Here is a 24,991-nt window from a genome sequence, read left to right as displayed (position 1 = left end):
GTCCACGTTAGGAGGGGATTCTGCATAGTGCATTAGCATTCTGCTGTGAAGAACCGGCCTCCTTATGCCCTGGGCTCGGTCGACAACGTGCTGCTCCTCCTGCACATGCTGCGCGACCAGGGCCGGCTCAAGGTCACCGACGTGGCGCGGGAGCTCGGCATCGCCCGGTCGACCGCGCACCGCCTGCTGGCGATGCTGGTCTATCGGGACTTCGCCGTCCAGGACGAGCATCACACGTACCTGCCGGGCCCCTTCCTCGCCTCCGCGCCGGGCGTGGCGAGCGGTTCCGCGCTGCGCGAGTTGCGGGCCAGGGCCAGGCCGGCGATGGAGGCGCTGTGCGCGCGGGTGCGGGAGACCGTCAACCTCACGGTGCGGGTCGGAACGGAGGTGCGCTTCCTGGCCAGCGCGGAGTCCGCGCAGATCCTGCGCGTGGGCGACCGCCGGGGCACGATCCTGCCCGCCGAGCGCGCCTCCGGCGGCAAGGTGCTGCTGGCCGCGCTGCCGCGCGAGCGGCTGTGGGAGCTCTACCCCGACCTGCCGGACGCGGAGCGGGCCGCGTTGGCACGCGAGCTCGACGAGATCCGGGTACGCGGCTACGCGCTGAACATCGACAACACCGAGCAGGGCGTTTCGGCTATCGGCGCCGCCGTGCGCGACGGCCGGGGATCGGCCGTGGCCGGGCTGTCGATCGCGGTGCCCTCCACCCGGTTCGGCGGGGATCAGGTGGAGATGCTCGCGGGGGAGCTGAGACGCGCGGTCGCCGAGGTCGAGCAGGCCCTGGCCGACTTTCCCGACTGATCACAATGGTGTGACCGGGCTGGCACGCGGCACGTACACCAGGGCGTCGTAGGCCTTGGCGGGCACCATTTTCACGGTGTACGTCCAGCTCAGGGAGCTGTAGATCGACCGGAAGCCGTCACCGACGCTGCCCATCGGGATCTCCGAGGTGAGCACCTCACGGTTGCCGGGTTGCGACGCGGCCTGCGTGAGGTTCACGTAGCCCAGCGGCTGGTCGCCGAACAGCTTGGCCAAAGGCGAGCTCTGGCTCACGGTGAACCGCGTGCGTTCCCCCGAGCCGTCGTCCCTGCTGACGAAGGTGCTCGTGCCGAATTCGGTGCCGATCGTGAAGTAGTCCTTGCCGTACGCCTTGGCCAGGCGCCGCCCCATCGACTCATAGGAGAACGCCGCGCCGCTCTTGTCGATGTGGCCGTTGTGACCGCCCAGGAGGATCTTCTTCCGGCCCTGGGCGCCCTCCGTGTCGGCGATCCACCGGACGTTCTCCGCCATCCAGGCGTCCCGCTTGCTGTTGTAGTCGTTCCCGTTCTCGGAAGCCTGCAGCTGCGCGCCGCGCTGGATCGTCTCGGCGTGGTGCACAGCGAGAGCGAACGACTCCTGGGAGCTGAGCTTTACGTACTTCTCCCGATTCCTCGTCATCTCGTCGACGAGCCGCTCGGCGGCGGTGCCTGCGGTGACGATCTTTTTCTCGTCCTGTTCAGCCCTGCTGGCATCGGTGAGGACGGCCAGCGACTCTTGGACCGGGCGGACCCGCGCGGGGTCGACCGTGGCGAGATAACGCAGCAGCCGCTCCTTGTTCCGGTCGTACCGCTGCATGTCGAAGCCGTAGAGACGCACCTTGTCCGCGTCGGCGACGGTGGCGTTGTGGTCATGGATCCACTTGAGCAGATCCGCCATCTCGCGGGTCCGGTAGATGTCGAAGCCGAGCGCCCTGGCCGCGTCCTCCGCGCTGCCCTGGCCCTTCATGACATAGTCGTTGGCCGTGGCCGTGCCGCCGAAGTCGGCCTCCAGGGCGACGGTGCGGAAGCCGTGCTCACGCACCAGCTTCTGGATGATCAATCCGCGGGCCTGGACGAACTCCTTGTTGCCGTGCGTGGCCTCACCGATCCCGACCACGCGTTTGCCGGCGGCGTCGGCGAGGGGGGCCTGGTCGAGAGGGACCACGGCGTCGGACGTCACTCGCGAGGTGTCCACACCCGCGCACCCGGCCGCCGCCAGGCCGATCAGTGCGATGCTCAGGACGAGCTTGCGACTCATGTCAGTTCACTTCCTTGCGGAGCACGCGCACTGCGCCGAGCGTCATCGGGACGACGATCCAAAAGATCATGGACGTGGCCAGCCGTGCGGCGTCGCCCCCGGTCATGTCGCCGACCATCAGAGGGGTGGTGGCGGTGCCCAGGTCGAGCCACTCGGTCAGGGCCGCGCCGGTGGCACCGAGCCTGGCGACGACGCTCCACAGCATCGGGGTCGCCAGGCAGATCACGATCGCGGCCGGCGCGTTAAGGAGCAGCATGCCGACGGCGAGCCCCATCGCGACCACGAGGACGTTCGCCGCGGTCCAGCCCAGCAGGGTGAGCGGGGTGATCTCCCAGTCCGCCGGGACGTCCTGGGCGCCGGCGACGGCAGCCGTCACCGGCACCGCGACCAGCATCGCGAACAGGGAGGCCGCGATGGCGGTGAGCAACGGAGGCAGGCACTTGGCCACCAGCACCCGCAGGCGCCGAGGTTCGAGCGCGAAGGTGGTCAGGGCGGTGCGGTGGCTCCATTCACCGGTCACCGTGAGGATGCCGATGACGGGGAGCAAGGTGCCGAATCCGATTCCGGCGGTCCCGATCAAGGTGCCCAGTCGCGGACCGGAGACCATGCCGCGCGCCGCGATGGACGCCAGGGTCAGAAGGATCAGGATCGCCGTCATGATCTTGCCGCTGCGGGTGTCGAAGAGCTTGCGAGCCTCGACCGACAGCAGCCGGTGGAACGGGATGGACGTGGTCATGCCGCACTCCGATCGGCGTTGGCGGTCAGTTCGAGGAAGGTCTGTTCGAGGTCCCGGCCCCGGCCGAGCTCGTCGACGGTCCCCTGGGCGAGGACGCGGCCGCGGCCGATCATCACGATGTGGTCGGCGACCCGCTCCACCTCGTGCAGCAGGTGCGAGCTGAGCAGCACCGCGCAACCCGAGTCGGCGAGGTTACGCAGCAGCCCGCGCATCCAGTGGATGCCCTGGGGGTCGAGACCGTTGGCGGGCTCGTCCAGGATGAGCACCTTGGGCCGGCCGAGGAGCGCGTGAGCGATGCCGAGCCGCTGCCGCATGCCGAGCGAATAGCCACCGACCGTCCGCCGGCTCTCCCCGGCGGACAGTCCGACCAGGTCGAGGACCTCGCCGACCCGCGACTTCGGCAGTCCGAGCAGCATCGCGCTCAGGGTCAAGATCTCCCTGCCGGTCCGGCCGGGATGCTGGGCGGCGGCGTCGAGAAGCACGCCCACCTGGGAACCCGGGCAGTCCAGCTCGCTGTACGGCCGGCCCAGCACGGTGGCCGAGCCCGAGGTGGGCCGGGACAGCCCGGCCAGGATGCGCATGGCCGTGGACTTTCCGGCGCCGTTGGGCCCGAGGAACCCGGTGATACTGCCCGCTTCGACGGTGAAGGACACGTCGTCCAGTGCCTTCACGTTCTTGTAGAACTTGCTGACGTGGTTGAACTCGATCATGGATCAAGTTCACCGGACGCGACGCCGCCGGTCATCGGACCCAGGTCGAGTCCGGTTCTAGACCTTTGGCCACCTGGATGTGGACCTGGGTCGCTAAGGCATCGGCCGGACTGTCTCTAGGCTGTGGGGCGTGCACGAGCTGAAGGAGAGCCAGGCGCCCCTGGACCCGCGGGCTATCACACTGCGCTATGTGGGTGCCCTGCTGCCGATGCTGTTCCATGGAGTCGTCTGGGGCGTGGTCGTTTCCCGGAATCCTGACCGGCTTCCGTCGGCGCTGGTCGATGTGGGGCTCGGCGTGTTCGGTCTGGTCCTGATGGGATGGCGTCGTCGCTGGCCGTGGCAGATCGCCCTGGCTACCGCCCTGCTGAGCGCGTTCTCCAGCACAGTGAGCGGCCCCACATACGTCACGTATGTCTCCTTGTGCATGCATCGTCGGTGGCGTCAGATCATCCCCGTCGCGATCGTGTCCTGGCTGGCTCTGGTGGCGTACGCCACCTTGCCCGCCATCACCCAAGCGACCTATACCTCCATCATGATCGGAACTGTCGTCCTCGGCGGGCTGACCCTTTTCGGTCTTTACTTTCGCGAGCGCCAAGACCTGGCCGCCTCACAGCAAGAGGCGGCACTGCTCACCGAACGCCAGCAGCTGCAGCAAATCGAGCAGGCCAAGCTGGCGGAACGGCTCAAGATCGCCCACGAGATGCACGACGTCCTGGCTCATCGCATCTCCCTGCTGTCCATGCTCGCCGGCGGCCTGGCGTACCGGAAGGACCTCAGCGCCGAGGAGACCCGCGAGGCCGCACTGGCCATCCAGGAGAACGCGCACCAGTCACTGAACGAGCTGCGCACCGTGCTCGGCTCGCTCCGGCACGACGAATCCCTGGAAGCTCCGCAGCCGGACCTGACCCATCTCGATGCCCTCTTCGACGAGGTGCGCACCGCCGGCCAGCAGGTCGAGGTGGACGACACCATCGGTGACCGGGAACTGCTGCCGACGCCGACCGGGCGGCACGCGTACCGGATCGTGCAGGAGGCTCTTACCAATGCGCGCAAGCATGCGCCGGGCAGCCGGGTGACGGCCAAGCTCGGCGGGCGGCCGGGCGACGGCCTGCGCATCCTGGTGAGCAACCCGGCGCTGTTCGCGACAGCCGCGGGACCCGGCTCGAGGCTGGGGCTGGTCGGCTTGGCGGAACGCATCCGGATGGCCGGCGGCACTCTCAGCCACGCCGTACGCGACGGACGCTTCGTCCTCGACGCCACGTTGCCATGGGAGACTTCACGCCGTGACTCGACTGGTGATCGTGGATGACGACCCGATGGTACGCACCGGCCTGCGCCTGATTCTCGGCGGCGAGCCCGACCTGGACCTGGTCGGCGAGGCCGGGGACGGCCGGCAGGCCATGGGCGTGATCCGCGACCTGCGGCCCGATGTCGTGCTGATGGACATCCGGATGCCCAACCAGGACGGGCTGACCACCACCGAGCTGCTGCTGGCCCAGCCGGACCCGCCCCGGATCCTCGTACTCACCACCTTCGACGCCGACGACATGGTGTTACGCGCTCTGCGGCTCGGCGCCGACGGCTTTCTGCTGAAGGACACGCCCCCACCGAAGATGATCGAGGCGGTCCGCACCGTGGCGAGGGGTGAGCCGGTACTGTCGCCGAGCATCGCCCGGCAAGTGATCGCCGCGGCCACCGGCGCGGGCGAACCGCAGCGCCCGGAGGCGCCGCGGGAGCTGGCCAGGCTCACCGACCGCGAACGAGAAGTCGCGATCGAGGTGGCCCGGGGCAAATCGAACGCCGAAATCGCCGGGCATCTCCACATGAGCGTCGCGACCGTGAAGGCGAACATCACCCGGATCTTCGCGAAGCTGGGCAGCGACAGCCGTGTGCAAGTCGCCATGAAGGTACGCGACGCCGGCCTCCTCTAGGGATCCGCTTATCTGGGAGGTAATCGACAGGCCCCGCCACCCCCGGAAAGACTTGCGGCATGACTGATGCTTTTGCTGCCGACGCCACCCGTGACATCGTGGAAGCGCTGCTGCGGCGTATCGCCGAGGGCGATCACGACCGTGTCGCCGAGTTGTTCGCCGAGCCGATCGACTGGCAGCTCGACTGGCCCGCCCAGGGACATCCGGCGGTGCCGTGGATCCGGCCGCGATCGAGCCGAGCCGACGTGGCGGACCATTTCCGGACGCTGGAGGCCCATCACGTGCCCGAGCTGAACGGCACGTCGGTGGCGCGGATCCTGGTCGACGGGGCGGACGCCGTCGTCCTCGGGGAGATCGTGCAGACGGTGCGGGGCAGCGGCACCGCGTACACCTCACCGTTCGCGCTGCACCTCACCGTCGAGGACGGACTCATCACCCGATACCACATTTACGAGGACAGCCTCACGGTCGCGAACGCCCTCAGCGTTTAGGCAACGGAGAGTGAGGTGAGCACTCCGGCATCAGCGAGCCGCTAAGAACAACCGCTCTTATCAGGCGATTTCCCATGGCTTCGGGCAGGGGCTCCATGCCGAAGGCACGCGAATGACCATCACATTCCGCGCTCTTGCTGTAACAATGAGCGACATGTCGTCTCCCCCACATGACGCCCTCGTCAACATGTCCGCGCCTGCCGAATGGCCGGCCTACAGGCGCTTCGCCCGCGTGCACTTTAGCCGCGGCAAAGCGGAAGGCATGATCGAAGGCAGGACGGAGGGCAAAGCGGAAGAGGCCGCCAGATCGGTGCTGCTCGTACTGGGCGCCCGCGACTTCAACGTCCCCGACGACATTCGCGCCCAGATCACCACCTGCACAGACCTCGCCCAACTCGAAACCTGGCTCACCGACGCAGCCACCACCCAGACCCTCCAAGACCTCTTCATGAAGTCCGCATCTGCCACATGGCCGGTCTACAGCCCCTTCGCCCGCGAACACTTCGGCCGCGGCAAAGCCGAGGGCAGAGCGGAGGCCAAAGCGGAGGCCAGGGCGGAAGAGGCCGCCAGATCGGTGCTGCTCGTACTGGGCGCCCGCGACTTCAACGTCCCCGACGACATTCACGCCCAGATCACCACCTGCACAGACCTCGCCCAACTCGAAACCTGGCTCACCGACGCAGCCACCACCCAGACCCTCCAAGACCTCTTCATGAAGTCCGCATCTGCCACATGGCCGGTCTACAGCCCCTTCGCCCGCGAACACTTCGGCCGCGGCAAAGCCGAGGGCAGAGCGGAGGCCAAAGCGGAGGCCAGGGCGGAAGAGGCCGCCAGATCGGTGCTGCTCGTACTGGGCGCCCGCGACTTCAACGTCCCCGACGACATTCACGCCCAGATCACCACCTGCACAGACCTCGCCCAACTCGAAACCTGGCTCACCCGCGCGGCCACCGCCCAAACCCTCCAAGACCTCTTCGCCGAAAACGAATCAGACTGAGAGCACCGCCAAGCCTGCTATCCGTCCACGTCCTCTCCCGACTACCGCAACTACTAGAGGAGTGCCGCGACACACGAGTGCGCCGAAATCACCCGGACCGGTCAGTGACCGCTTCCGCGGGTTGGACGGGTCAGCCCGCGGGAGTCCCGGATTCAGCGGACGACTGATTCGGCGCCCGCCTGTCCGAGTTCGGCCAAGCGGGTCAGGGCCGGGAGGGCGTCGGTGATCGCCCGGCGCTGCTCGGGGGTCAACTGGGCGATGAGCGGGACCAGGTGGCGGGTGCGGTCGTCGTGGCGGGAGCGTCCGATCTGGCGTCCGGCCTCAGTGATGTGGACCAGGACGGCGCGCCGGTCGCTGGGGTCGGGGCGGCGTTCCACGAGTCCGTCGCGCTCCAGCCGGGTGACGAGCTGAGTGATGCCGGGCTGGCTGACCTGCTCGGTCTTGGTGAGGTCGGTCAGCCGCATGGGGGCGCCGCGGGTTGCGAGGGTGTCGAGCACCGACAGCGTCGTGAACGACAGCTTCTCCAGCACGGGGAGGCGGATGTAGAAGCGGTTGAAGTTCTCGATCGCGGTGGCGAAGGCATTCACGTCCAGGTTGCCGTCGCGGCCGGCGCCCTGAGCGGGATCGCGGTCCGAATCGCCGTCGCGGCCGGCGTCCTGGGCGGGGTCGCGGTCCGAATCGCGGTCGCCCAGCGCCTCGCCCGATGTCTGGTCCGGCGTCTCGTCCGGCGTGGTGTTCACGTCGGAAATATATCGCAAACTTATTTAAGTTGCTTATGATGTCCGGCATGACACTTCGATTGGGCATCAACGGGTTCGGGCGGATCGGCCGGAACGTCTTCCGCGCGGTGGCCGCTCGCGCCGACGCCGACATCGAGATCGTCGCGGTCAACGACCTCGGCGACGTGGCGACCATGGCGCATCTGCTGGCGTACGACTCGATCATGGGCCGCTTCCCCGGCGAGGTCGCTGCCGAGCCGGGCGCGATCCGGGCCGGTGACGCGACCATCAAGGTTCTGGCCGAGCGTGACCCCGCCGACCTGCCCTGGGGTGACCTGGGCGTGGACGTGGTGATCGAGTCCACCGGGATCTTCACCAAGGCCGAACAGGCCCGCGCGCACGTGGACGGCGGCGCGAAGAAGGTCATCATCGCCGCACCGGCCAGTGGGGAGGACGTCACGATCGTGCTCGGCGTGAACCAGGACGTCTACGACCCAGCGCGCCACACGATCATCTCCAACGCCTCGTGCACCACCAACTGCCTGGGTGTGCTGGCCAAGGTGCTGCACGACGCGGTCGGCATCGAGTCGGGCATGATGACCACCGTCCACGCCTACACGCAGGACCAGAACCTCCAGGACGCGCCCCACAAGGACCTGCGGCGGGCCCGGGCGGCGGCGCTCAGCATCGTGCCCACCTCCAGCGGGGCGGCCAAGGCGATCGGCCTGGTGCTGCCGGAGCTGCGGGGCCGGCTGGACGCGTTCGCGCTGCGGGTGCCCGTGTCCAACGGCTCGGTCACCGACCTGACCGTCACCACCAGCCGCGCCACCACCGTGCAGGAGGTGAAGGACGCCTACGCCGAGGCCGCGGCCGGTCCGTACAAGGGCCTGCTGACCTACACCGACGCGCCCATCGTGAGCAGTGACATCGTCGGCGACCCGGCCTCGTGCGTCTTCGACGCCGAGCTGACCCGCGTGATGGGCTCACAGGTCAAGGTCGTCGGCTGGTACGACAACGAGTGGGGGTACTCCAACCGCCTCATCGACCTGGCCCTCATGCTGTAGCGAACAGAAAGAGACCTCTGGTCGCCTGCTGCCCCCTGCTCACTGAGCAGCGCCTCCGCAGCCACGAGCGCCTGGTTGAAGGCGAGCGGACCGGACGGAATCTATAGTCCTGGGTAGGTGCGGATCTTCGCCCACACCTTGTGGCCCACCTCATCGTCACCTTCGTACCCGACCTGGTCGGCGATCGCGGCGACGAGGGCCAGCCCCCGGCCACGTTCCGCATCGGTCCGGCAGGTCGCGCCGAAGCGGGGGCGGCCACCCCAACCGCAGTCGTAGACCGCGACAGTGATCGTGGCGGTCGTGCGGGTGATCTCGACGATGAAGGTCCCCTCGGGGCGGCCGCTGCCCGTGTGCCGCAGGGCGTTCGCGGCCAACTCCGCGACGATCTGCTCCGCGTCGTCCCGGCAAGGGGCATCGACCAGGAGGTATCGGGTGAAGTGGCGGGCGTGCGGGATCCGGTCGAGGGCGCCCGGGAAGGTGCGCCGCCAGACAAGGCCGCCGGGGTGCAGGTCGATCATCGCCTCGACATGCTCGCGTAGGACCGGGCAGGATGGCCAAGCGCTCGGGTCCTGCTCACGTTGCCGGGGAATGTGCACGTGCGCAGGTACGTCCATCGTTTCGGTGATGTCGGGCACTGGGATCCTCCATGGACACGTGAGCTGTTCGGCTCGTCATCCATACGGTGCCCCGCCGGGCGTGCCGCGTGGATCCCCATCAGGTCGTCATTGATCACCCTTGCGGCATAGACGCTGACCTGCGCGAATCTGCCGGCGTCGAGGAAAGGCGCCCCGATGCGGTCCTGATTGATCTCTCACGCACGACACAACCGGTGAACACGGATTGTCGCCGCTTCCCCAACACAGCCCGGGGAGGCGGCGAGGCCGGGCCTCACACGGACCACCCGGCCCCCGTAAACCCATGGGTACATCTCCACCCAGACCACCCCAACGGCTCCGCGCCGACCCTTGGGTTCGCGGCGACTCTGGGATTTCCACGGGTCCAGCCGAGGTACGGCCAGAACCGGCGCCGATCCACGACCCAAGCCGCGATCTGGACATGCCTTCGAGGCAAACCAGCATGTCAGAGGCATGATCTTCATCGAAGATCGACATAAGGTCCGGGCAGCCCCCTACTCGCACCACCACGTCCGGCCGCCGCGAGACGTTCGTCGGCGGTCCGCTGGCCGGTGAGTTCGTCCTGGTCTCAACCGATCAGCACCTGAAGTGATCCTTTAAGATCCCTTACGAAGTATCAGATCAAGGGGGATGGATGACCGAGTTGGAGCGGGCCCCTGCGGGAGTGGACCCGACGGTGCCGAGTGTGGCCCGGATGTATGACTATCTGTTGGATGGCAAGGACAATTTCGCCGCCGACCGTGAGGCAGCGGCGCAGATCATTCGGCTGTCGCCCAATGCGAAGGAGGTCGCGCAGGCCAATCGGGCGTTCTTGGGCCGTGCCGTCCGCGTAGTCGCCGAGAGCGGGGTCCGGCAGTTCCTGGACATCGGTACCGGTTTGCCGACCCAGGAGAACGTCCATCAGGTGGCGGGGCGCATCTCTCCCGGCTCGCGCGTAGCCTACGTTGACAACGACCCGATCGTACTGGTGCATGCCCGCGCTCTGCTGGCGGAGACCACCGACACCATCGTGGTGGAGGGCGACATGCGCGACCCCAAGGCCATTCTCGGCCACCCGGAGATCACGCGGCACCTCGACTTCGAGCGACCTGTGGCCGTACTGCTCCTCGCGGTGTTGCACTTCATTCCCGATGACGATCAGGCCCAGAGCATCGTGAGTTCCATTCGCGAAGCCCTGCCCTCAGGAAGCCATCTGATCATCTCCCACGTCACCACGGGCGAGCTCGACAATGACGTGGTGGGCCAAGGCCGTGAGGTCTACGGCAAGACCAGGGCGGGCAACGTGACCCCACGCACGCGTGAGCACATAACCGGCTTCTTCGAGGGCCTGGAGATGCTGGAGCCGGGCCTGGTGTCGACGACCGACTGGCGCGCCGAAGACACTCTTGATCCGTCGCTCGCCGGCCCTGGTGGAGCTGACATGCTCTGCGGCGTGGGTCGCGTGCCCTGACGACCCTCTAGGCGTTCCGGTCGAGCTGCGCTGCGCCGCCTGCGAGGAGGGCCCGCGCTCGGCAGTCGATGGGGCTCAACGGCGGGTTGGGTTCTGCGCCGAGCTGAACGAGGGTCAGCGACCTGCTTCAGCTCGGCTGGTGTTGCTGCGTGATCGGCAGATGAGCAGCAGACCGCGTAGGTTCCGCGCCCGTGACGAGGACTGCGGTGACGGCACGACGTACCGTGGTCCCATGAGCGCGCAGCCCGTCCAGGACGCCCCGCAGTACGACCCTGTCGCGATCCTGAATTCCCTGCCGCCCGCCAAACGGGCGCACTTCCTTGCCTTGTATGAGGAAGCCGTCGAGGCTGCCCGGCACCCCCGCCATTACAACCGACTGCATGAGCTGCTGCACACCTGGTGGCTGAAGGCCGAGATCTACACGACTGACCCGGACTTCGACCGGACGCCGGAGGAAATCCTGGCAGAACTCGGCTAGGGCGTCCCCCTCACCGAAGCGATCCCCGGCTGGCAGCACCGGCTGCGTGGGGCCCGCCGCCGGTGAGTCACCGAATCGAGCTGGCACCCGCCGCGCTCGCGAAACTGGCCAACTTCCCCGACGAGGCCATGACCGCACTCGTCGAACGGTCGGCGCACCTGGTCGACGCCCCCTGGGACGCCTTTCCCGTCTACCCCGACCGAACTGACTTCCGCGAGACGACCTTCGGCGCGTTCGGAATCATGCGGTTCGTCGTGGACGACGACCAGGAGCTGATCCGCGTTACGAGATCGTGTGGGCCGGATGACTCAGAGCTCTGGAAACGACTGAGGACTTCGCACCGCACCGACCTCGGCAGCCGGAACGCGCTGACACCTCCGGGAAGTGGAATCGGACCATGCAGGCATCCGTGTGGCGGCCCGCTGCGGCCTTGATCGATCTGCCTATCCGCTCGCGCGGAATGTGATCGCCGCTTTACAATGCGTACGCGATCCCAGGCCAGAGGGGGTGCGGATGTCCGGCGACGGCTATCGGGTGTTGCTGCAGGCTCGCTCCTGGAGTCAGCACCTCAGAAAGAAGAGCTTCACGTGGGATCAGATCGCCGATGTGCTCGCGCTCACCCATCAGGTGAGCCCATTGCGGCTCTATCGGCTGGCACACACGGCCGCACCGCGGCCGACGTGGTGGCCATGGTCAACGACGCCGACCCGGCGGGCACGGCCGCGCTGCGCGAGTCGCGGCTGTACGACTACGAGTCCTGGCCGGAGGCGGGGCGCCGGCCGCCCGTACGTCTGCTCACTGTACTGGCCAAGATCTACCAGACCGCCGCGCGCAACCTGGCGCGAGGAGAAGACCTTGTGGCATACGGGGTTGCTGATCGCGAGCTGATCGACGGTGCGGATTTCCGCGACCTGGACGCCAATCGGCCCGCTGGAGCGCGTGTCACCATGGAGGTGAGCGCGGCAGCCCCACCCGCTGACATGTCGCCCCTGGACGCCTCAGCGTGCGTGCGGTTGCTTCATGCCACCGGCATCGAGGAGGCCGATGTGAAGCGACGGGAACTGCTCTTCGAACTAGCCCTGGTGCTCGGCGGCAGCAGGGTACTTGACCTGCTGCGGATCCTCACCCCGGAAGAGGAGGAGCGCTTGGCAGGGGTGCTGCGCAGCACCGGGCGGGTGGACGAGGCCACCGTGCGCACCTTCGAGAAGCTGACGCTGCACGCGCGGCGGGCGGACGACGTGTCCGGGCCCGCGACGCTGCTGCCGGTGGTCAATGGGCAGCGGGCAGCGGTCGGCAGGCTCCTTGCCCGCGAGTCGATGCCGCCGAGCCTGCACGTCCGGCTCCTCGACACGTATGCGCAGCTGTCGCAACTGGCCGGCTATCTCGCCTACGAACTGCGTGATTACGCAGCGGCCGAGCAACTGTTGCGTGACGGACTACGCGCGGCACTCGATCTCGGCAATCCGACGTTGGTCGGCTACGTGCACTATTGGCTCGGCAGGATGGCCGCTGACCAGGATCGGACGGCCGCCGTCTTCGACCATGCCTTCGCCGTTCAGAGCTGGGCCGCCCGGTCTCCGAGCAAGCTGTTGGCATCGCTACGCGAATCGCTGTTCTCACTCGCCCACGCCGCCGAGGATGATGCGGCGGCGTGCGCCCGCGCGCACGAGAGCTCGCTCGCGTTGGCGGGAGCGCCGAAGGACGACGAACCGGTGTTCCTGTACTGGGTCTCGCCAGCGGTGGTGGACTCTCGGAGGACCGCTTTGCTGGTCCGGCTGAATCGACCCGAGGACGTCAATAAGGCGGCCGAACAATATCTGGCCGAGCATGGCGCAGGGCTCAAGAAGGAGCGGGGGTTGGTGCTTGCCCGGTACGCGAGAGGTTTGACGCTGGTCAAGGAGATTCCCGAGGCGGCGGCCAAGCTGACAGAGGCCGCCGACATCACCAGGCAGCACAGCTCGGCTCGCCTGACCGATGAGATCGGTCAGGCGCGGGCCCGGATGGAGCCATGGGCGGACACCAGTTACGTTCGCCAGCTGGACGACACCCTGCGATCGTGGGGCCTCACTTCGGTTTGTCCAGCAGGAGTGGCTTGAGCTGGCGGAAGAACTCGGTCGCGTCCGCCAGAGAGTCCCGGCCCGGTGCGCCCCTATAGATGGTGATGGTAAGAAGACGTTTGTAGTCAGGCGTCCATCCGTAGACAAAGGCAATGGTCTCGCCCCTGGGGTTCTTCCGCCGCGCTGCGAAGCCAGGCCCCAATGCGTCGGGCAGGTCATTCCCTTGGGTTGACAGCTTGGTGTTCTCCAGGTCTTCCGCGTCATGCGGGGACGGGTCGAAGACCTCAATCACAAGTCCCAGTTTGCCTTTTGGCGACAAATCCTCGGCCACGGAGCACGATGCGAACCGGCCCTTGTCCATCTTCGTGCCGACGGCCGTGTAGTCCTTGAAGCCGGTGGCCAGCTTGATGGTGTTCGCGGAGATCAATTCACATTCTCGTGGGGCGGCTGTCACATTGCCCAACGACCGAGTGTCCGGCGGCGGAGCGGGCGGAGACGAACACGCCGCCGCCAGGGCCAGAACAGCGACCGCCAACACCTGGATTCTCATGATCCGGACCCTGAATAGTTGGTGTCGGCCTCCTTGAAGCCAAGCTCGATGGCCTCGTCCGGTCCATTGAAAACGCGGCCCGTATCGTTCAGCCCCAGCCACTCGTCGTAGGCATCCCGCTCGTCGGCATTCATCTCAGCCCAGGGCTTGATCTTCCCATTCTCCATAAAATGACCTTTTGAGGCTGGGGAGAAGTCCTTGTGGCGGTATGGGTGCGTCTCGGCGGGCACCGATCCGTCTCCGAACAAGCCGTGCCGCATCATCGCGGCGGCCGTAAGATCGGCGAACATGTGCTTGGCCGCTCCCAACGCGGTGTCCGCGTCCGCGCGAGCCTGGTCCTCGTGGCCGGACTTGATCTTTCCGAAGATCGACCCCTTAGCCGTGTCGACCAAGAGCCCGACAAACTTCCCCGGCGGCCCTGGGGCCAACCCAACCACTTTTTCGGTCATTTCCTTGAAGGCGGCGAAGCGTGCGTCGTGCGCCTTCGCCTCTTCGATGTTGGCGATGTTGGAAGCATCGGTGATCACCCAGGTCGTTACGCTGAGGCCACGCGCCGCTCGGGCAAACTCCCTACCGCCACTGCGGCTCATACGCTCTTCGAGTATGTCCTGTCGCATGGCGTCAATTTCCTGGCGCGTGGCGTCCGGGTGCGACTTCTGCCAGGCCGTGAAGTCGGTCTTGACCTCCGCTGCGATCTTGGTGGCCAACTCGTCCAGCATCTTGCTGGAATATTGCCCATGCGCAGCGGCCACGGTCTGGAACGCGTCGTCGTCCTCAAACGCCCATGTCATGGCCTTCTTGATCTCATTCGCGGTGAACTTGGCACCAAATGGTTCTGCGCCTTGCAGGTTCTTGTCCGGGTCCTGGGCCGTCACCACGCCCGGCATTTTGTTGGTGAAGGACTCCGTGTCGCGATGCACGTCCCCGATGTACTGCGCCAAGACCGTGCCAAGGTGCGCGCGAGAATGAGGAAGATTCGCCTGAACCTTGTCGTCGCTCCAGAACCGGACCGCCCACGAGGCGATCAGCGCGGACTTGTAACCACGCGAATTACCCGGCGGCAGATCATGGTCGCGGAACTCCGTACTCGCCACCTCGATGGCCCAGCCAAGATCCCCGTCCGCGTCACCATCCCAGGAGTGCTGCCTCATCAGGTAAGCCAGGGGCTTGCGCTGCGGGTCAGTGAAGAAATCCTGGGCGACCGCAGGATGGTGAGCCAGCGCGACCAACGCCGTACCCAAGGGGCTGAGGTCGCCCGGTGACATGTCCTTGGCACCGGGCCTCGCCCAGGGGTCTCGCTGGCGGGCCGGGTCAGGGGGATGCGCCACGTCTTTGTCGTAGAGCTTCCGGGCCAGCGTGAGCAGGAACGCATGGTCGAACTCGCCGTCCTGGAGCAGCCTTTTCACCGCGAACGCGTTCTGCGGGTCCTCGATGCGGTCGACCAGTTGGTCGGCGTAGTCGTCGGCCAGCTTCAGCCGGCCCACTCCACGCGAGGCCGTACCCAGAATCGTGCTGAGCATGGTGACGAGCCGCTCCTGCGTGGCGACGTCGTGCTGGAGCGGGCGTTCCGACGGCGGGAGATCGGACCCGTACGCCCTGGAGATCAGGGCTTTCAGCTCACGTGGCGCTATTTCCTTGGCGAAGGCCACGGCGAAGAACGGATCGTTCTTGTGCCGCTCGAGTTCGGCCACCGTCTTGGCGTCGAGTGAGTGGCTCTCGACCTGATCCCGTAACTTCGTGGCCAGGGTCTTGGCGGATGCCGCGCCCTCGGCGGGAGACTTCGACAGCCAGTCGGATTCGTTGGCCCAGAGGATGCCGCCCTTGCCGGATTTGCGGTCCGGTTCGGCGAGAATCAGGTCGAGGCGGCCCTGGAGTGAGGGGATCTGGTCGCTCATCTGGCGGCCGATGGCCGGGAGCGGGGTCGGGCCCCACAGGGGGATGTTCAGCGAGGTCAGGGCTCGTTCCACCTGGAGGCCGACGTCCGGAATCGTGGTGCTGACCCGCTTCATGCCGTTGATCAGCTGCGTCATCAGCGTGGGGTTGATGCCGACCTGCGGACTCATCGGGTGGACGCCTCCGGATCGGACGGCTTGACAGAGTCCAGCAGCGACAAGGCCCGGGTGAACAGGTCCTTGAAGCCCTTGTCCCACGCGCGTAGATCGGCGGCGAGTCTGTCCCCGGCCGAGCCTTTGAGCGCGCCGTCATCGACCAGGCGAGCCAGCGCGATCACGTCATTCGCATGCTGATCGCGTAGCTGTTCGATCTGCCGCCTGGCGGCGTCGATCTGTGCCTGCGTCGCCATCATGGCCTGATCTCGCCCGATCTCGTGGAGGCGGGGTCGATTGGATGGTAACCAGGGAGAAGAAGATGTTGAAGCGGAATGCGGCAATTAAGCGGAATGGCTATGTATGCGCGCGGATTCCGGGTGAATGGCCTAGAGGGCCTGTACGGAGTTGAGATCAGCGGATCCGCCGACGTTCTGGTGTGAGGTCCTGGTTGGCCATCGCCATGGCGCGTGGGAACCTTTGGGATGTTCTTCGCGTCCTACGCATCATGCATAAGATCGTGACCGCAGCCATCATCGGGGGCGGCATCCTCATCTTTTCGTCCGCCTGCACCACGACAGCCGTGACTGCCTCCCAGGAGTCGTGCACGTTCACCTGGTCCAACATCGACGACCGTGACGTCCTCACCGCGGTCTCCGAAGCGAGAACGTTGGCAAAGGGCGAGAAGTGGGTCCCGTCCATGCATGTGCTGCGGTCGGGCGTCGCGCAGGTGACCGGGGTGAAGCTCGACAACCCGCAGACGGCGATCACGTCGTTGGGCAAGCGGGTCGGCCAGTCGTTGGCACCGATCGGCCAGATGTATCCGTCCAAGGGTCGTCACGGTGAGAACTCTTTCGGTGCCGCGGGACGGTACGTCGTCTACCAGGTGGCGCCTCACCTGGTAGACGCCGACTTCGTCATGGAATGCGGTGGGAAGCGGCTCGGCTCGGGACACGCCACCTCCTGGCAGTACGGCGACTCCGGCGGGACGGTGGAGTGCGGCGTCAAGACGGGGGACGAGAGCCGCATTGCCCGCATGGCGCTCGAACTGGCCTGCTAGAGCCAGTCGCGGCGCTTGAAGACCGTGTAGAGGACCAGGCAGACCAGGCCCATCAGCAGCATCGCGAACGGGTAGCCGAACACCCAGTGCGTCTCGGGCATGAAGTCGAAGTTCATCCCGTAAATGGTGCCGACCAAGGTCGGGGCGAACAGGATGGCCGCCCACGCGGAGATCTTCTTGACCTCCTCGCCCTGCCGGATGCTGGCCTCCGTCATCCTGGCGATCTCCTCGTTCTGCGCCTGGGTCACCAGCGTCGAGTTGACCAGCAGGATGTCCTGGAGCATCTGCCGGAAGGAGGCCACGCGTTCGTTGACCGTGATGGCGTGGTCGGCCACGTCACGCAGGTAGCTCTGCAGCTCCTCGTTGACTCCGTACTTGGTCGCCCCGGCGATGAACCCGTCGATCATCCGTACCAGCGGCGTGGTGGCCCGCTGGAACTCGATGACCTCGCCCGACAGCTCGTAGACGCGCCGGGAGACCGACGGGTCGCCGCCGAACACCTGGGCCTCGATCTCCTCGATGTCCTTCTGCAGCCCGGCGACCACCGGGGCGTAGCCGTCGACCACGGCGTCGAGGATGGCGTACAGCACCGCCTGCGGGCCCTGGCGGAGCAGGTCGGGGTCCGATTCCATGCGCTTGCGTACGGCCTGCAGGTCAGGCGCCTCCGCGTGCCGTACGGTGATCACGAAGTTGGGCCCGACGAAGACGTGCAGCTCGCCGAACGCGACCTCCTCGACGTCGTCGAGGTAGCGGGCGGCGCGCAGGACGACGAACAGCATGTCGCCGTAGCGGTCGGCCTTGGGCCGCTGGGAGCCCACGATGGCGTCCTCGATGGCCAGCGGGTGCAGCTGGAACTCCTCCGCCAGCTTGGCCAGCTCCCAGTCCTTCGGCCGGTAGAGGCCGATCCAGGCGAGGCTGTCCGGCATTTCCTTGAGGCGTTCGAAGGCGTCGGCCAGCGAGGCGGGGTTGTCGATCCGCTTGCCGTCCTGGTAGATCGCGTTGTCGATGACGGTGGGCTGATAGGGGGCCTCTTCGCCGGCTCGCGGATCCATCGAGTGCTCAGGCGCCGGCTCGCGGGCGCTGCCGCCGCCGCGTCCGAACCCCTTCATCCGTGCCATTGCCCGCCCCTTAGCCAAAATCCCTACTCGAGGTCGTCGAGTGCCCGCGTCGCCCGGTCCCTGATCGACTTGCGCCACATGGGCGTCCAGCCGAACAGCAGGCCGTGCGGCCTGCCCAGCGCCATCCGGGACCAGCGTTTGAAGTCGAAGTCGTCGTGGTGCCTGACGATCAGGCCGTCCTCGAACCTGAACAGCGCGTCGATCTCGTTGACCACTTCGCGACCCGTACGGGAGAAGGTGTAGCGGGAGGTCCAGCGCGCCGTGCCGGTGAAGTCGTCGGCCGTCACGTCCCTGAACTCCGACTTCAGCCCGTCGCTCACGCCCAGCTGCAGCCGCCACATGGCCATCACCCTGGGCCGTCCCTCCACTTCCTGGAAGACGGGGTCGCCGAAGCTCACCTCCGGGTGGTAGCAACTCTCCATCGCCGCGTAGTCGGTGCGGCCGAGTGCCTCGTAGAAGGCGCGGATCAGCGCCACGTGCTGGTCGTTCACCTTGCCCATCAGATCATGGTTGTACCGTTATGCCAGCATACGGCCCCCGGCCAGTCGTCTCCCAGGTCGAACGGGTGAAGAGCGGCCGGCCTGTGCGCGTACGAGTGGGGAATTGTCGGGAAATCTGTGCCGTGCACCACCTTCCCCGCAGGAACCAGATCAAGCGGCGACTTGGCGGAAAAGACGTACGGCGTCAGAATCTTATTCTGTGAGCACGAGCGGGTCTTTACCTGGATAGGGTCATACCTCGATGGACAAGCTCTGGGCTCACCTGATCGAGGTTCAGCCTGCCCCCGACCCGTGGGTCGTGGTGGTCTCGGCACTCGTCGCGCTCGCGATCGTCAGTTTCGGCATGTCCTGGCAACTGTCCAGGGGCCTGATCACGATCGCCCACGAAGGCGGCCACGCGCTGATGGCGCTGGTCACCCGCCGGAAACTCGAAGGCATTCGCCTGCATTCCGACACCTCCGGCGTAACGCTGACCAGAGGCCGGCCCACCGGCCCCGGCATGGTGCTGACCGCGCTGGCGGGCTATCTGGCGCCGTCGTTGCTCGGACTGGCCGCCGCGTGGCTGACCGAGCAGGGACGCATCACGTTGCTGATGTGGACCGTGCTGCTGTTCCTGGTCTGCATGCTGCTGCTGATCCGCAACCTGTACGGCGCGCTGATCCTGCTGGCGACGGGTGGCGCGGTGTTCGCCCTGTCGATGTACGCGCCGGACAACGTGCAGCAGGTCGTGGCCCTGGTGGCGGTCTGGTTCCTGCTGTTCGGCGGGGTGCGGCCGATCATCGAGTTACAGCGCAAGCGGCGCAGGCGGCAGGCGCGCGACTCCGACGCCGACCAGCTCGCCAGGCTGACCATCCTGCCCGGCGGCTTCTATGTGTTCTTCTTCCTGCTCGTGGCGGGCGCCTCCGTGGTGGCGGGCGCCTATCTCATGAATCCGCTCTAGTCAGGAAAAATCACATTAAACTCGCCCGTGACAGGGGGGAGTACTGTGCTGCCAGTCGAGGACGCGCCCGGCTACCGGGTACTCGATCAGGCCGGCCAGGGCGGGTTCGCCATCGTCTACCGCGCCTACCAGGAGCGCCTCGACCGGATCGTGGCGCTGAAAGTCCTGTCCGTGGACCGGGTCGACCAGCGGACCATGCGCAGGTTCCAGCGCGAACTCCAGCTCACCGGCCGGCTCACCGGCCATCCGAACGTGGTCACCGTGTTCGACACCGGCGTGACGCGCTCCGGCAAGCCGTACATCGCCATGGACTTCTTCGAGAACGGCTCGCTGCGCGACAAGGTCCGCAAGGAGGGGCCGCTGCAGGTGGCCGACGTGCTGCGCACCGGCGTGAAGCTGGCCGGGGCGCTGGCCGCCGTACACGAGGCGGGGGTCCTGCACGGCGACATCAAACCGCAGAACATCCTCATCTCCCGATACGGTGAGCCGGCCGTGGCCGACTTCGGCGTGGCCAGGGTCGTCGACTCGGCGGAGATCTCGGCCACGGCGCAGGCGTTCACGCCGCTGCACGCGGCGCCGGAGGTGCTGACCGGCCAACCGCACTCCGCCTCGTCCGACATCTATTCGCTCGGCTCGACGCTCTACCATCTGCTCGCCGGGCAGCCCGCCTTCCACAGCCCGACGGACCCGTCGATCGCGCCGCTGATGTACCGGGTGCTGAGCGCGGATCCGCCGCCGATCAACCGCGCCGACGTGCCGCCGGTGGTGTTCGAGACGGTGCTGCGGGCGATGGCGAAGCAGCCGGAGGTACGGTACGGCTCGGCGCGCGAGTTGGCGCAGCGGCTGCGGCAGGTGCAGGCGGAGCTGGGACTATCGGTGACGGACCTGGTCGGGCAGGATCCGGGGCCGGTGCCTTCGACCGGTCCCCGGCGAGCCGACAGCGGCGAGCCCCCGATGCCCGGCCCCTCGACGGGCGCGCACTTGGCCGGGCCCGCGACTGGTGCCTACGCACCCAACCCGGCGGGCCAGGCGAACGGCCCTCAGCCGACCGGCTACAGCCCTTTCGCGCCGCAGCCGTCGGGACCTCAACCGCCTGATCTGAGCCCCTTCGCCCCGCAGCCATCTGGACCTCGGCAGCCTGATCAGAGCCCTTTCGCGCCGCCCCAGCCCTCGGGACCTCAACCGCCTGGTCAGAGTCCTTTCGCGCCGCAGCCGTCCGGCGCGCACCAGTCCGGCTACCACCCCGCTGGGCTCCAGCCGTCGGGCCCGCAGTTCGGCGGCCCGCACGCGACCGGTTCCCAACTCGGCACGGACGGGTCGAGCGCCCCCGCCACGGTCCCACCGGCGCACCCGGCGCAGACCGGCTCCTCGTTCGGCGCCGCATACCCAGCCGGTCCCGCGCACGTGTCGAGCGGACTTCCGTCTGACGGTAGGGGGGCGCCTGGCGGTACGAGGACCCGGGTGATGGCGATCGGAGCCGCCGCCACGATCGTGGCACTCGCCGGCGCCGGATTCGCCGTCTACCTGTCGATACAGAACGAAGCCCCCCAGGCCGACCCGCAGCGGTCCCAGCCCCCGTCGACCGCCGCCGAGCCGTCCGAGAACGTCGGCAAGGAAGCCCTGGCCGCACTGGCCCCGCGTCGGGTACGCGTGGTGGCCGACCGCAGCACACTGGTGGAGCTGCGGTGGGCACTGCCCAAGGAGTCCGCCCGCTACCCGGTCGTGGTCCAGCGCTCCCCGGCCAAGCAGGGCGAGCAGGCGATCACCGCCCTCCAGCCCGGCACCACCTCGGCCCGAGTGAGCGGCCTGGACCCGGACACCGGCTACTGCTTCCTGGTGGGCGTACCGCTGCAGATCTCGAAGACGAGCAAGGTCGCCTGGTCCAAGCCCGTCTGCGTCAGAGGCGCGGTGGCCAAGAACGGCTAGCGCCAGCGCGGCTGAACTCCCGCTGGCCGTCCCGTACAGCGCCGGCGCAGCTGAACTCCCGCCGGTCGTCCCGTACAGGCGTCACCGTTCGCTCTGGCCGGTGAGGATGGTCGAGCGGAATCGCTCGGCCGTCGCGGTGATGGCGGTCACCGCCTCGCCGGGATCGGCGGGCTTCGGGGCCGCGGCGAACAGCGTGGCCAGGCCCTCGACCGCGGCCATGGCACGGGGCCGCCAGGTGTCCTCCCATGCGGTGATGGTCTTCAGGTTCTCCGGGCGGGCGGCGATGGCGTACCGGGCCAGTGCCGCACTCCAGTCCTGGCTGCGGGCGGTGTCGGCCCCGGAGTCGCGCAGGAGCCGGGTGGTCAGGCCGTCGCCGTTGGCCAGGGCGAGATCGGCGAAGCACTGCTTGAGCAGGGCGTCGAAGGCGGGTTTGACGACGAGGTTGAGTGCGGTGAACGCCTCGCCCCAGTCGTAGGCGAGCAGGAGCGTCTCCAGAGTCTCCCGGGCGGGCTGCCAGGCCGGGTCGTCCTCCCAGATGGCGCGTGCCGTGGTCCCGTCGGCGAGTGCGGCGCCGTGCGTGAGCGACAGCGACTTGGCCCGGTAGGCGATCCATTGCAGCGCGCGTAGTTCGTCGGCGCCCTGGAACAGTGCCGCGTTCATGATGGCGGTGCTCGGGGCGAGCTGGCCGACGTACTCGCTGGTGATCTGCAGAACGTGGAAGGCGAAACGGGCCGGTAGGTACAGGCGGCCGAGCACGGCGACCCAGGCGGGGTCGAGGCACGCGTCGTGGTCGTCGGCCTCGAAGCTGTCGACGACGCCCTCGGCGTAGATCTCGCGTTCGTGCTGCAGGGCGATGTAGCGCCGGTAGTTGAGCTGCGCGGGGTCGCGGAAGCCGTCCCAGTCGGGGGCCTGCAGGGGCGAGCCCTCCCGGTGCCGCAGGTACCACTGGTTGATCGCGCTGCCGGGGTCGAGGTCGAACGGGGCCGGCTGCCGGCCGTAGTGGTAGTGGAAGCCGCGGGTGACGATGTCGTACTCGGTGGGCCTGCGGCGTTCGCCGTCGAACAGGCTCCAGGTGCGCCGCCGGGTCGTGGCCATGGTCAATCCTCCCTGGTCAGGTACCAGACGAGTTCGTCGTCACCGATGTACCGCATGCGGCCCGCGAAGCTCGCGATCGCGGGTTCCAGAGCTGCCAGCGGGAACGGATGTCCCGCGGCATCTTCCAGGCTGGCGCGGGTCAGGCGCAGCAGATGGGGAGCGTGGATGCGCACATAGCCGCCGTGGTCCTCGACGCGGAGCTCCTTGTCTGGATTGTCCTTCTCAAGTGCGGTCACCAGCGCGTCCACGACCTCGGGATCGAATCCCCTGGCCACGGGTCCCACCAGTTGCTTGCGGTCATCGGCCACGACTGTGCTCCTCATCCGCGGCATCGGTTGTGGTGACGCCGGCCGTCCGCCGGCACGGCTACGTAGATCCGCTCGCCGACCAGGCGAACCGGGAAGGCGTACAGCCGGCAGGTGTCCGGGTTGTTCCCCCGGCCGGTCGTCAGATCGAACTCCCACCCGTGGCCCGAGCAGGTGAGCACCTCGCCGTCGAACTCGCCTTCCGCCAACGGAACCTCAGAATGCGGGCACATACCCTGGTAGGCCCGCAACTCGCCGCCCGGCAGATGGACCAGCAGCACCTGGTCCTCCCCCACCGTGACCTCGGCGATATCGCCTTCCCACAGTTCGTCGAGGGTGCAGACGCCCGTCCACGACGGTTCCTCAGGATTCATCGAAGAACGCTTCCACGTGATCGAGCGGCCCCACCCCCGCCTCGCCGATGCGTTGCTCGGGCGGCAGCACGCGGCCCTCATGGCGAACGCGGATCGGGGCCGGCCTGGCCGCCACCCGGTGACCGACGGTGTACTCGGCGATCTTCTGGCCGACGACCTCCGCCGTGTCCTGATCGTCGACGGGGACGAGCAGCGCGACCAGATCGTTCTCGAAATTCGCGCTCAGCGGTAGCAACGCCATCAGATCCCCCTCAATCGGCGGCCGGGCCGAATGCCCAGGCGTAGTCGGTGGCGTCGCGGCCCTGCTCGGCCTCGGACAGCCCCATGTAAGCGAGCGCGCCGGCCAGATCAGGGGGAGCGATGTCGCCGCTCAGGAAGCGGTCGATGAGCGACTTGTGCCCGGCGAACCGTTCCGGCCGCTGGGTGAAGATCCACTTGCACGGCTCCGAGCAGAACAGGTACGTCCGGCCGTGGTGGGTGTGCCGCAGCGGGGCGGCCGAGTCGAGCGCGCCCGCCATGACGCCCGCCGCGCGGACGATCGGGATCTGGCAGAGGTTGCAGGTGATTGGCAGTGTCCGGGGAAAGGTCGCCGCGATGTTCCCGCTGCGCACGTTGTCCTGGATGACGTCCCAGTTGCGGCCGAACGTGCTGTTCCAGCCCGGGTACTTCTCCTCCAGCCATTGGCGTTCGTCGGCGGAGACGCCCGCGTCCGGGTTCCACCACACGGTGGGCCGGTAGTTCCAGACGCCGAGGTGGACGGCGTGGTGGTACCAGGTGAGTTCGTCGATGAACTGGTCCCAATACCAGGGATGGTCCAGGCCGAAATCACGGAACTGCTCGGCGAACTGCTTGACGACCCAGTCCTCGATGAATTCCTTGAACGACATCCGGCGGCTTTCCAGCGGCATGTAGTAATCCATCGACAGCCCCGTGAGCACCGCGAACGCTCTCCAGGAACGCCAGAACATCTGGTCGATCAGAAACTGCCCCCATTCCTTGTGCCCATTGTCGATGAGCACCTTGATGGTCGGCTCGCCCTGCTGGGAATGGCGCGCCTCGTCGGTCTGGATACTGGAGATCAGCGCGCCGAATTCCAGGTCGCCGACATCCATCGCGTCGGCCGCCATGCCGAGGAACTGCAGGTTCGTGAAACCCGTCTCGAAGGTGAAGGTGAGTTGCAGCGCGATGGAGACCGCGTCGTTGGCGACGAACATGTCGTCGAAGAGGTGCCGGACGGCGAGCACTACCCAGTTGTTCGTGTGGAACGACTTCAACGCCCAGTCGGCACGCGGCTCCTTGTCCAGCAGCCCGTACGGGAAGAACGCCTGGATCTGCCCGTGCCGCATCTCGTCCAGCGCGCCGAAGGTCGCCGTGTTGCGCCAGGCCGCCGACCTGCCGAACCGGGCCATGCGCGCCTCCCCGATGGCGGCCAGATACTCCGGCATCGTGATGGCCCCGTAGTGCGCGAGAATCACCGATTTCCAGCCGGGGTCCAGCTGGTCGAACAGCTTGGAGCGGCTGATCGCGTTCTTCAGCGAGTAAGTGGCGGTGTCCTTGGTGACCTGGTTGTGGACGTACTCGCGGTAACTGATCTTGTACGGCTCATCCCATCGCGTCCATGCCTCACTGGAAACTCGGTGAGAGCCGGATAACTCCTCCGGAAATGCCGCTTCTTCGGTGACATAGCGGAACGTCCAATTGGTGTCGCGTGATAGGTCGTACCAGTCGCTACGTGAAAGCTTCGGCATCACTGCCCCT

At 67.3% G+C, this 24,991-nt stretch carries 28 protein-coding genes; 13 read left to right on the top strand and 15 right to left on the bottom strand.

The window, feature by feature from the left end:
- Positions 1 to 45: 45 nt before the first annotated feature.
- Positions 46 to 798, top strand: a complete 753-nt coding sequence (locus ACQP2T_RS20285; protein WP_433517672.1) for an IclR family transcriptional regulator — start codon at positions 46 to 48, stop codon at positions 796 to 798.
- Here the strand turns inward: ACQP2T_RS20285 and ACQP2T_RS20280 are convergent, their stop codons facing one another.
- From ACQP2T_RS20280 to ACQP2T_RS20270, 3 genes are read right to left on the bottom strand one after another with little or no spacing between them, the layout of a single operon-like run.
- Entirely contained in the window at positions 799 to 2,052 is a 1,254-nt protein-coding gene (locus tag ACQP2T_RS20280) for an erythromycin esterase family protein (protein WP_433517671.1), read from the bottom strand.
- 1 nt (position 2,053) lies between these two features.
- Positions 2,054 to 2,788, bottom strand: a complete 735-nt coding sequence (locus ACQP2T_RS20275) for an ABC transporter permease (RefSeq protein ID WP_433517670.1) — start codon at positions 2,786 to 2,788, stop codon at positions 2,054 to 2,056.
- A complete protein-coding gene (locus ACQP2T_RS20270) occupies positions 2,785 to 3,498 on the bottom strand; it encodes an ABC transporter ATP-binding protein (RefSeq protein WP_433517669.1) in 714 nt (237 codons plus the stop codon). Before ACQP2T_RS20270 ends, ACQP2T_RS20275 begins: the two co-directional genes overlap by 4 nt.
- Positions 3,499 to 3,628: 130 nt before the next feature.
- On the opposite strand from ACQP2T_RS20270, the gene ACQP2T_RS20265 reads away from it, so the two are divergent.
- The 4 genes from ACQP2T_RS20265 (at position 3,629) to ACQP2T_RS20250 (ending at position 6,917) form a co-directional block, all read left to right on the top strand.
- A complete protein-coding gene (locus ACQP2T_RS20265; protein WP_433517668.1) occupies positions 3,629 to 4,807 on the top strand; it encodes a sensor histidine kinase in 1,179 nt (392 codons plus the stop codon).
- Positions 4,782 to 5,429 carry a response regulator gene (locus ACQP2T_RS20260; protein WP_433517667.1) on the top strand — a complete coding sequence of 216 codons (648 nt, stop codon included), beginning with the start codon at positions 4,782 to 4,784 and terminating at the stop codon, positions 5,427 to 5,429. The genes ACQP2T_RS20265 and ACQP2T_RS20260 overlap by 26 nt, the downstream gene beginning before the upstream one ends.
- Positions 5,430 to 5,488: 59 nt before the next feature.
- Positions 5,489 to 5,920 carry a nuclear transport factor 2 family protein gene (locus tag ACQP2T_RS20255; RefSeq protein ID WP_433517666.1) on the top strand — a complete coding sequence of 144 codons (432 nt, stop codon included), beginning with the start codon at positions 5,489 to 5,491 and terminating at the stop codon, positions 5,918 to 5,920.
- A gap of 154 nt (positions 5,921 to 6,074) precedes the next feature.
- Positions 6,075 to 6,917 carry a hypothetical protein gene (locus ACQP2T_RS20250; protein WP_433517665.1) on the top strand — a complete coding sequence of 281 codons (843 nt, stop codon included), beginning with the start codon at positions 6,075 to 6,077 and terminating at the stop codon, positions 6,915 to 6,917.
- 152 nt (positions 6,918 to 7,069) lie between these two features.
- Here ACQP2T_RS20250 and ACQP2T_RS20245 read toward each other — a convergent pair whose 3' ends face one another.
- Positions 7,070 to 7,657 (bottom strand): MarR family winged helix-turn-helix transcriptional regulator, encoded by a 588-nt coding sequence (locus tag ACQP2T_RS20245; protein WP_433517664.1) that lies wholly within the window; start codon positions 7,655 to 7,657, stop codon positions 7,070 to 7,072.
- A 47-nt stretch (positions 7,658 to 7,704) separates the two neighbouring features.
- Between ACQP2T_RS20245 and gap the strand changes: the two genes are divergently transcribed.
- Positions 7,705 to 8,700: a type I glyceraldehyde-3-phosphate dehydrogenase gene (gene gap / locus ACQP2T_RS20240; protein ID WP_433517663.1), complete on the top strand. Its 996-nt coding sequence runs from the start codon at positions 7,705 to 7,707 to the stop codon at positions 8,698 to 8,700.
- 101 nt (positions 8,701 to 8,801) lie between these two features.
- On the opposite strand, the gene ACQP2T_RS20235 is transcribed toward gap, so the two are convergent.
- Positions 8,802 to 9,335: an ATP-binding protein gene (locus ACQP2T_RS20235; protein ID WP_433517662.1), complete on the bottom strand. Its 534-nt coding sequence runs from the start codon at positions 9,333 to 9,335 to the stop codon at positions 8,802 to 8,804.
- Positions 9,336 to 9,969: 634 nt separating this feature from the next.
- Here ACQP2T_RS20235 and ACQP2T_RS20230 point away from each other — a divergent pair.
- From ACQP2T_RS20230 to ACQP2T_RS20215, 4 genes are all read left to right on the top strand, one after another.
- Positions 9,970 to 10,785, top strand: coding sequence for an SAM-dependent methyltransferase (locus ACQP2T_RS20230; RefSeq protein ID WP_433517661.1), 816 nt, complete (start codon positions 9,970 to 9,972; stop codon positions 10,783 to 10,785).
- A 232-nt stretch (positions 10,786 to 11,017) separates the two neighbouring features.
- A complete protein-coding gene (locus ACQP2T_RS20225; RefSeq protein WP_433517660.1) occupies positions 11,018 to 11,263 on the top strand; it encodes a DUF6247 family protein in 246 nt (81 codons plus the stop codon).
- A gap of 62 nt (positions 11,264 to 11,325) precedes the next feature.
- Positions 11,326 to 11,697, top strand: coding sequence for a hypothetical protein (locus tag ACQP2T_RS20220; RefSeq protein ID WP_433517659.1), 372 nt, complete (start codon positions 11,326 to 11,328; stop codon positions 11,695 to 11,697).
- A 255-nt stretch (positions 11,698 to 11,952) separates the two neighbouring features.
- Complete coding sequence (locus ACQP2T_RS20215) at positions 11,953 to 13,359, top strand: hypothetical protein (protein WP_433517658.1); 1,407 nt, start codon at positions 11,953 to 11,955, stop codon at positions 13,357 to 13,359.
- Here ACQP2T_RS20215 and ACQP2T_RS20210 read toward each other — a convergent pair.
- Genes ACQP2T_RS20210 through ACQP2T_RS20200 form a run of 3 tightly spaced genes read right to left on the bottom strand, consistent with a single transcriptional unit; the run spans position 13,328 to position 16,175 of the window.
- Positions 13,328 to 13,870 carry a hypothetical protein gene (locus ACQP2T_RS20210; RefSeq protein WP_433517657.1) on the bottom strand — a complete coding sequence of 181 codons (543 nt, stop codon included), beginning with the start codon at positions 13,868 to 13,870 and terminating at the stop codon, positions 13,328 to 13,330. The two genes, ACQP2T_RS20215 and ACQP2T_RS20210, sit on opposite strands and share 32 nt — an antisense overlap.
- Positions 13,867 to 15,933: a hypothetical protein gene (locus ACQP2T_RS20205; RefSeq protein ID WP_433517656.1), complete on the bottom strand. Its 2,067-nt coding sequence runs from the start codon at positions 15,931 to 15,933 to the stop codon at positions 13,867 to 13,869. The genes ACQP2T_RS20210 and ACQP2T_RS20205 overlap by 4 nt, the downstream gene beginning before the upstream one ends.
- Positions 15,930 to 16,175 (bottom strand): hypothetical protein, encoded by a 246-nt coding sequence (locus tag ACQP2T_RS20200; RefSeq protein WP_433517655.1) that lies wholly within the window; start codon positions 16,173 to 16,175, stop codon positions 15,930 to 15,932. The genes ACQP2T_RS20205 and ACQP2T_RS20200 overlap by 4 nt, the downstream gene beginning before the upstream one ends.
- A gap of 260 nt (positions 16,176 to 16,435) precedes the next feature.
- Between ACQP2T_RS20200 and ACQP2T_RS20195 the strand changes: the two genes are divergently transcribed.
- Entirely contained in the window at positions 16,436 to 16,975 is a 540-nt protein-coding gene (locus ACQP2T_RS20195; protein WP_433517654.1) for a hypothetical protein, read from the top strand.
- Here the strand turns inward: ACQP2T_RS20195 and corA are convergent.
- Positions 16,972 to 18,093: a magnesium/cobalt transporter CorA gene (corA, locus tag ACQP2T_RS20190; RefSeq protein WP_433517653.1), complete on the bottom strand. Its 1,122-nt coding sequence runs from the start codon at positions 18,091 to 18,093 to the stop codon at positions 16,972 to 16,974. The two genes, ACQP2T_RS20195 and corA, sit on opposite strands and share 4 nt — an antisense overlap.
- 23 nt (positions 18,094 to 18,116) lie before the next feature.
- Entirely contained in the window at positions 18,117 to 18,593 is a 477-nt protein-coding gene (locus tag ACQP2T_RS20185) for a nuclear transport factor 2 family protein (protein ID WP_433517652.1), read from the bottom strand.
- Between the two features lie 241 nt (positions 18,594 to 18,834).
- Here ACQP2T_RS20185 and ACQP2T_RS20180 point away from each other — a divergent pair, with 241 nt between their 5' ends.
- The gene (locus ACQP2T_RS20180) at positions 18,835 to 19,533 is read left to right on the top strand and encodes a M50 family metallopeptidase (RefSeq protein WP_358436570.1); all 699 of its coding nucleotides are present in this window, start codon (positions 18,835 to 18,837) and stop codon (positions 19,531 to 19,533) included.
- Positions 19,534 to 19,578: 45 nt separating this feature from the next.
- Positions 19,579 to 21,459 (top strand): protein kinase domain-containing protein, encoded by a 1,881-nt coding sequence (locus tag ACQP2T_RS20175; RefSeq protein ID WP_433517651.1) that lies wholly within the window; start codon positions 19,579 to 19,581, stop codon positions 21,457 to 21,459.
- 81 nt (positions 21,460 to 21,540) lie between these two features.
- Here ACQP2T_RS20175 and ACQP2T_RS20170 read toward each other — a convergent pair whose 3' ends face one another.
- The 5 genes from ACQP2T_RS20170 to ACQP2T_RS20150 are packed head-to-tail and all read right to left on the bottom strand — an operon-like array spanning position 21,541 to position 24,981.
- Positions 21,541 to 22,554, bottom strand: coding sequence for an aromatic/alkene monooxygenase hydroxylase subunit beta (locus ACQP2T_RS20170; RefSeq protein WP_433517650.1), 1,014 nt, complete (start codon positions 22,552 to 22,554; stop codon positions 21,541 to 21,543).
- Positions 22,555 to 22,556: 2 nt separating this feature from the next.
- Positions 22,557 to 22,862: an MmoB/DmpM family protein gene (locus ACQP2T_RS20165; protein WP_433517649.1), complete on the bottom strand. Its 306-nt coding sequence runs from the start codon at positions 22,860 to 22,862 to the stop codon at positions 22,557 to 22,559.
- Between the two features lie 11 nt (positions 22,863 to 22,873).
- Positions 22,874 to 23,233 (bottom strand): Rieske 2Fe-2S domain-containing protein, encoded by a 360-nt coding sequence (locus ACQP2T_RS20160; protein WP_433517648.1) that lies wholly within the window; start codon positions 23,231 to 23,233, stop codon positions 22,874 to 22,876.
- A complete protein-coding gene (locus ACQP2T_RS20155; protein ID WP_433517647.1) occupies positions 23,223 to 23,474 on the bottom strand; it encodes a toluene-4-monooxygenase system B family protein in 252 nt (83 codons plus the stop codon). Before ACQP2T_RS20155 ends, ACQP2T_RS20160 begins: the two co-directional genes overlap by 11 nt.
- 10 nt (positions 23,475 to 23,484) lie before the next feature.
- On the bottom strand, positions 23,485 to 24,981 hold the full coding sequence (locus ACQP2T_RS20150; protein ID WP_433517646.1) for a YHS domain-containing protein: 1,497 nt from the start codon (positions 24,979 to 24,981) through the stop codon (positions 23,485 to 23,487).
- Positions 24,982 to 24,991 lie beyond the last annotated feature (10 nt).

This window comes from Nonomuraea sp. CA-143628 (assembly GCF_050942315.1).
Lineage (GTDB): Bacteria > Actinomycetota > Actinomycetes > Streptosporangiales > Streptosporangiaceae > Nonomuraea.
Note: the sequence above shows the minus strand (reverse complement) of the source record. Positions and strands in the feature narration are given on the sequence as shown.

Coding starts and splice junctions, on each gene's coding strand:
- ACQP2T_RS20250 (WP_433517665.1), top strand. CDS start 6,075: ATGTCGTCTCCCCCACATGACGCCCTCGTCAACATGTCCGCGCCTGCC.
- corA (WP_433517653.1), bottom strand. CDS start 18,093: ATGGCACGGATGAAGGGGTTCGGACGCGGCGGCGGCAGCGCCCGCGAG.
- ACQP2T_RS20230 (WP_433517661.1), top strand. CDS start 9,970: ATGACCGAGTTGGAGCGGGCCCCTGCGGGAGTGGACCCGACGGTGCCG.
- ACQP2T_RS20225 (WP_433517660.1), top strand. CDS start 11,018: ATGAGCGCGCAGCCCGTCCAGGACGCCCCGCAGTACGACCCTGTCGCG.
- ACQP2T_RS20270 (WP_433517669.1), bottom strand. CDS start 3,498: ATGATCGAGTTCAACCACGTCAGCAAGTTCTACAAGAACGTGAAGGCA.
- ACQP2T_RS20155 (WP_433517647.1), bottom strand. CDS start 23,474: ATGGCGTTGCTACCGCTGAGCGCGAATTTCGAGAACGATCTGGTCGCG.
- ACQP2T_RS20280 (WP_433517671.1), bottom strand. CDS start 2,052: ATGAGTCGCAAGCTCGTCCTGAGCATCGCACTGATCGGCCTGGCGGCG.
- ACQP2T_RS20200 (WP_433517655.1), bottom strand. CDS start 16,175: ATGATGGCGACGCAGGCACAGATCGACGCCGCCAGGCGGCAGATCGAA.
- ACQP2T_RS20210 (WP_433517657.1), bottom strand. CDS start 13,870: ATGAGAATCCAGGTGTTGGCGGTCGCTGTTCTGGCCCTGGCGGCGGCG.
- ACQP2T_RS20205 (WP_433517656.1), bottom strand. CDS start 15,933: ATGAGTCCGCAGGTCGGCATCAACCCCACGCTGATGACGCAGCTGATC.
- ACQP2T_RS20275 (WP_433517670.1), bottom strand. CDS start 2,788: ATGACCACGTCCATCCCGTTCCACCGGCTGCTGTCGGTCGAGGCTCGC.
- ACQP2T_RS20150 (WP_433517646.1), bottom strand. CDS start 24,981: ATGCCGAAGCTTTCACGTAGCGACTGGTACGACCTATCACGCGACACC.
- ACQP2T_RS20180 (WP_358436570.1), top strand. CDS start 18,835: ATGGACAAGCTCTGGGCTCACCTGATCGAGGTTCAGCCTGCCCCCGAC.
- ACQP2T_RS20215 (WP_433517658.1), top strand. CDS start 11,953: ATGGTCAACGACGCCGACCCGGCGGGCACGGCCGCGCTGCGCGAGTCG.
- ACQP2T_RS20185 (WP_433517652.1), bottom strand. CDS start 18,593: ATGGGCAAGGTGAACGACCAGCACGTGGCGCTGATCCGCGCCTTCTAC.
- ACQP2T_RS20255 (WP_433517666.1), top strand. CDS start 5,489: ATGACTGATGCTTTTGCTGCCGACGCCACCCGTGACATCGTGGAAGCG.
- ACQP2T_RS20160 (WP_433517648.1), bottom strand. CDS start 23,233: ATGAATCCTGAGGAACCGTCGTGGACGGGCGTCTGCACCCTCGACGAA.
- ACQP2T_RS20170 (WP_433517650.1), bottom strand. CDS start 22,554: ATGGCCACGACCCGGCGGCGCACCTGGAGCCTGTTCGACGGCGAACGC.
- gap (WP_433517663.1), top strand. CDS start 7,705: ATGACACTTCGATTGGGCATCAACGGGTTCGGGCGGATCGGCCGGAAC.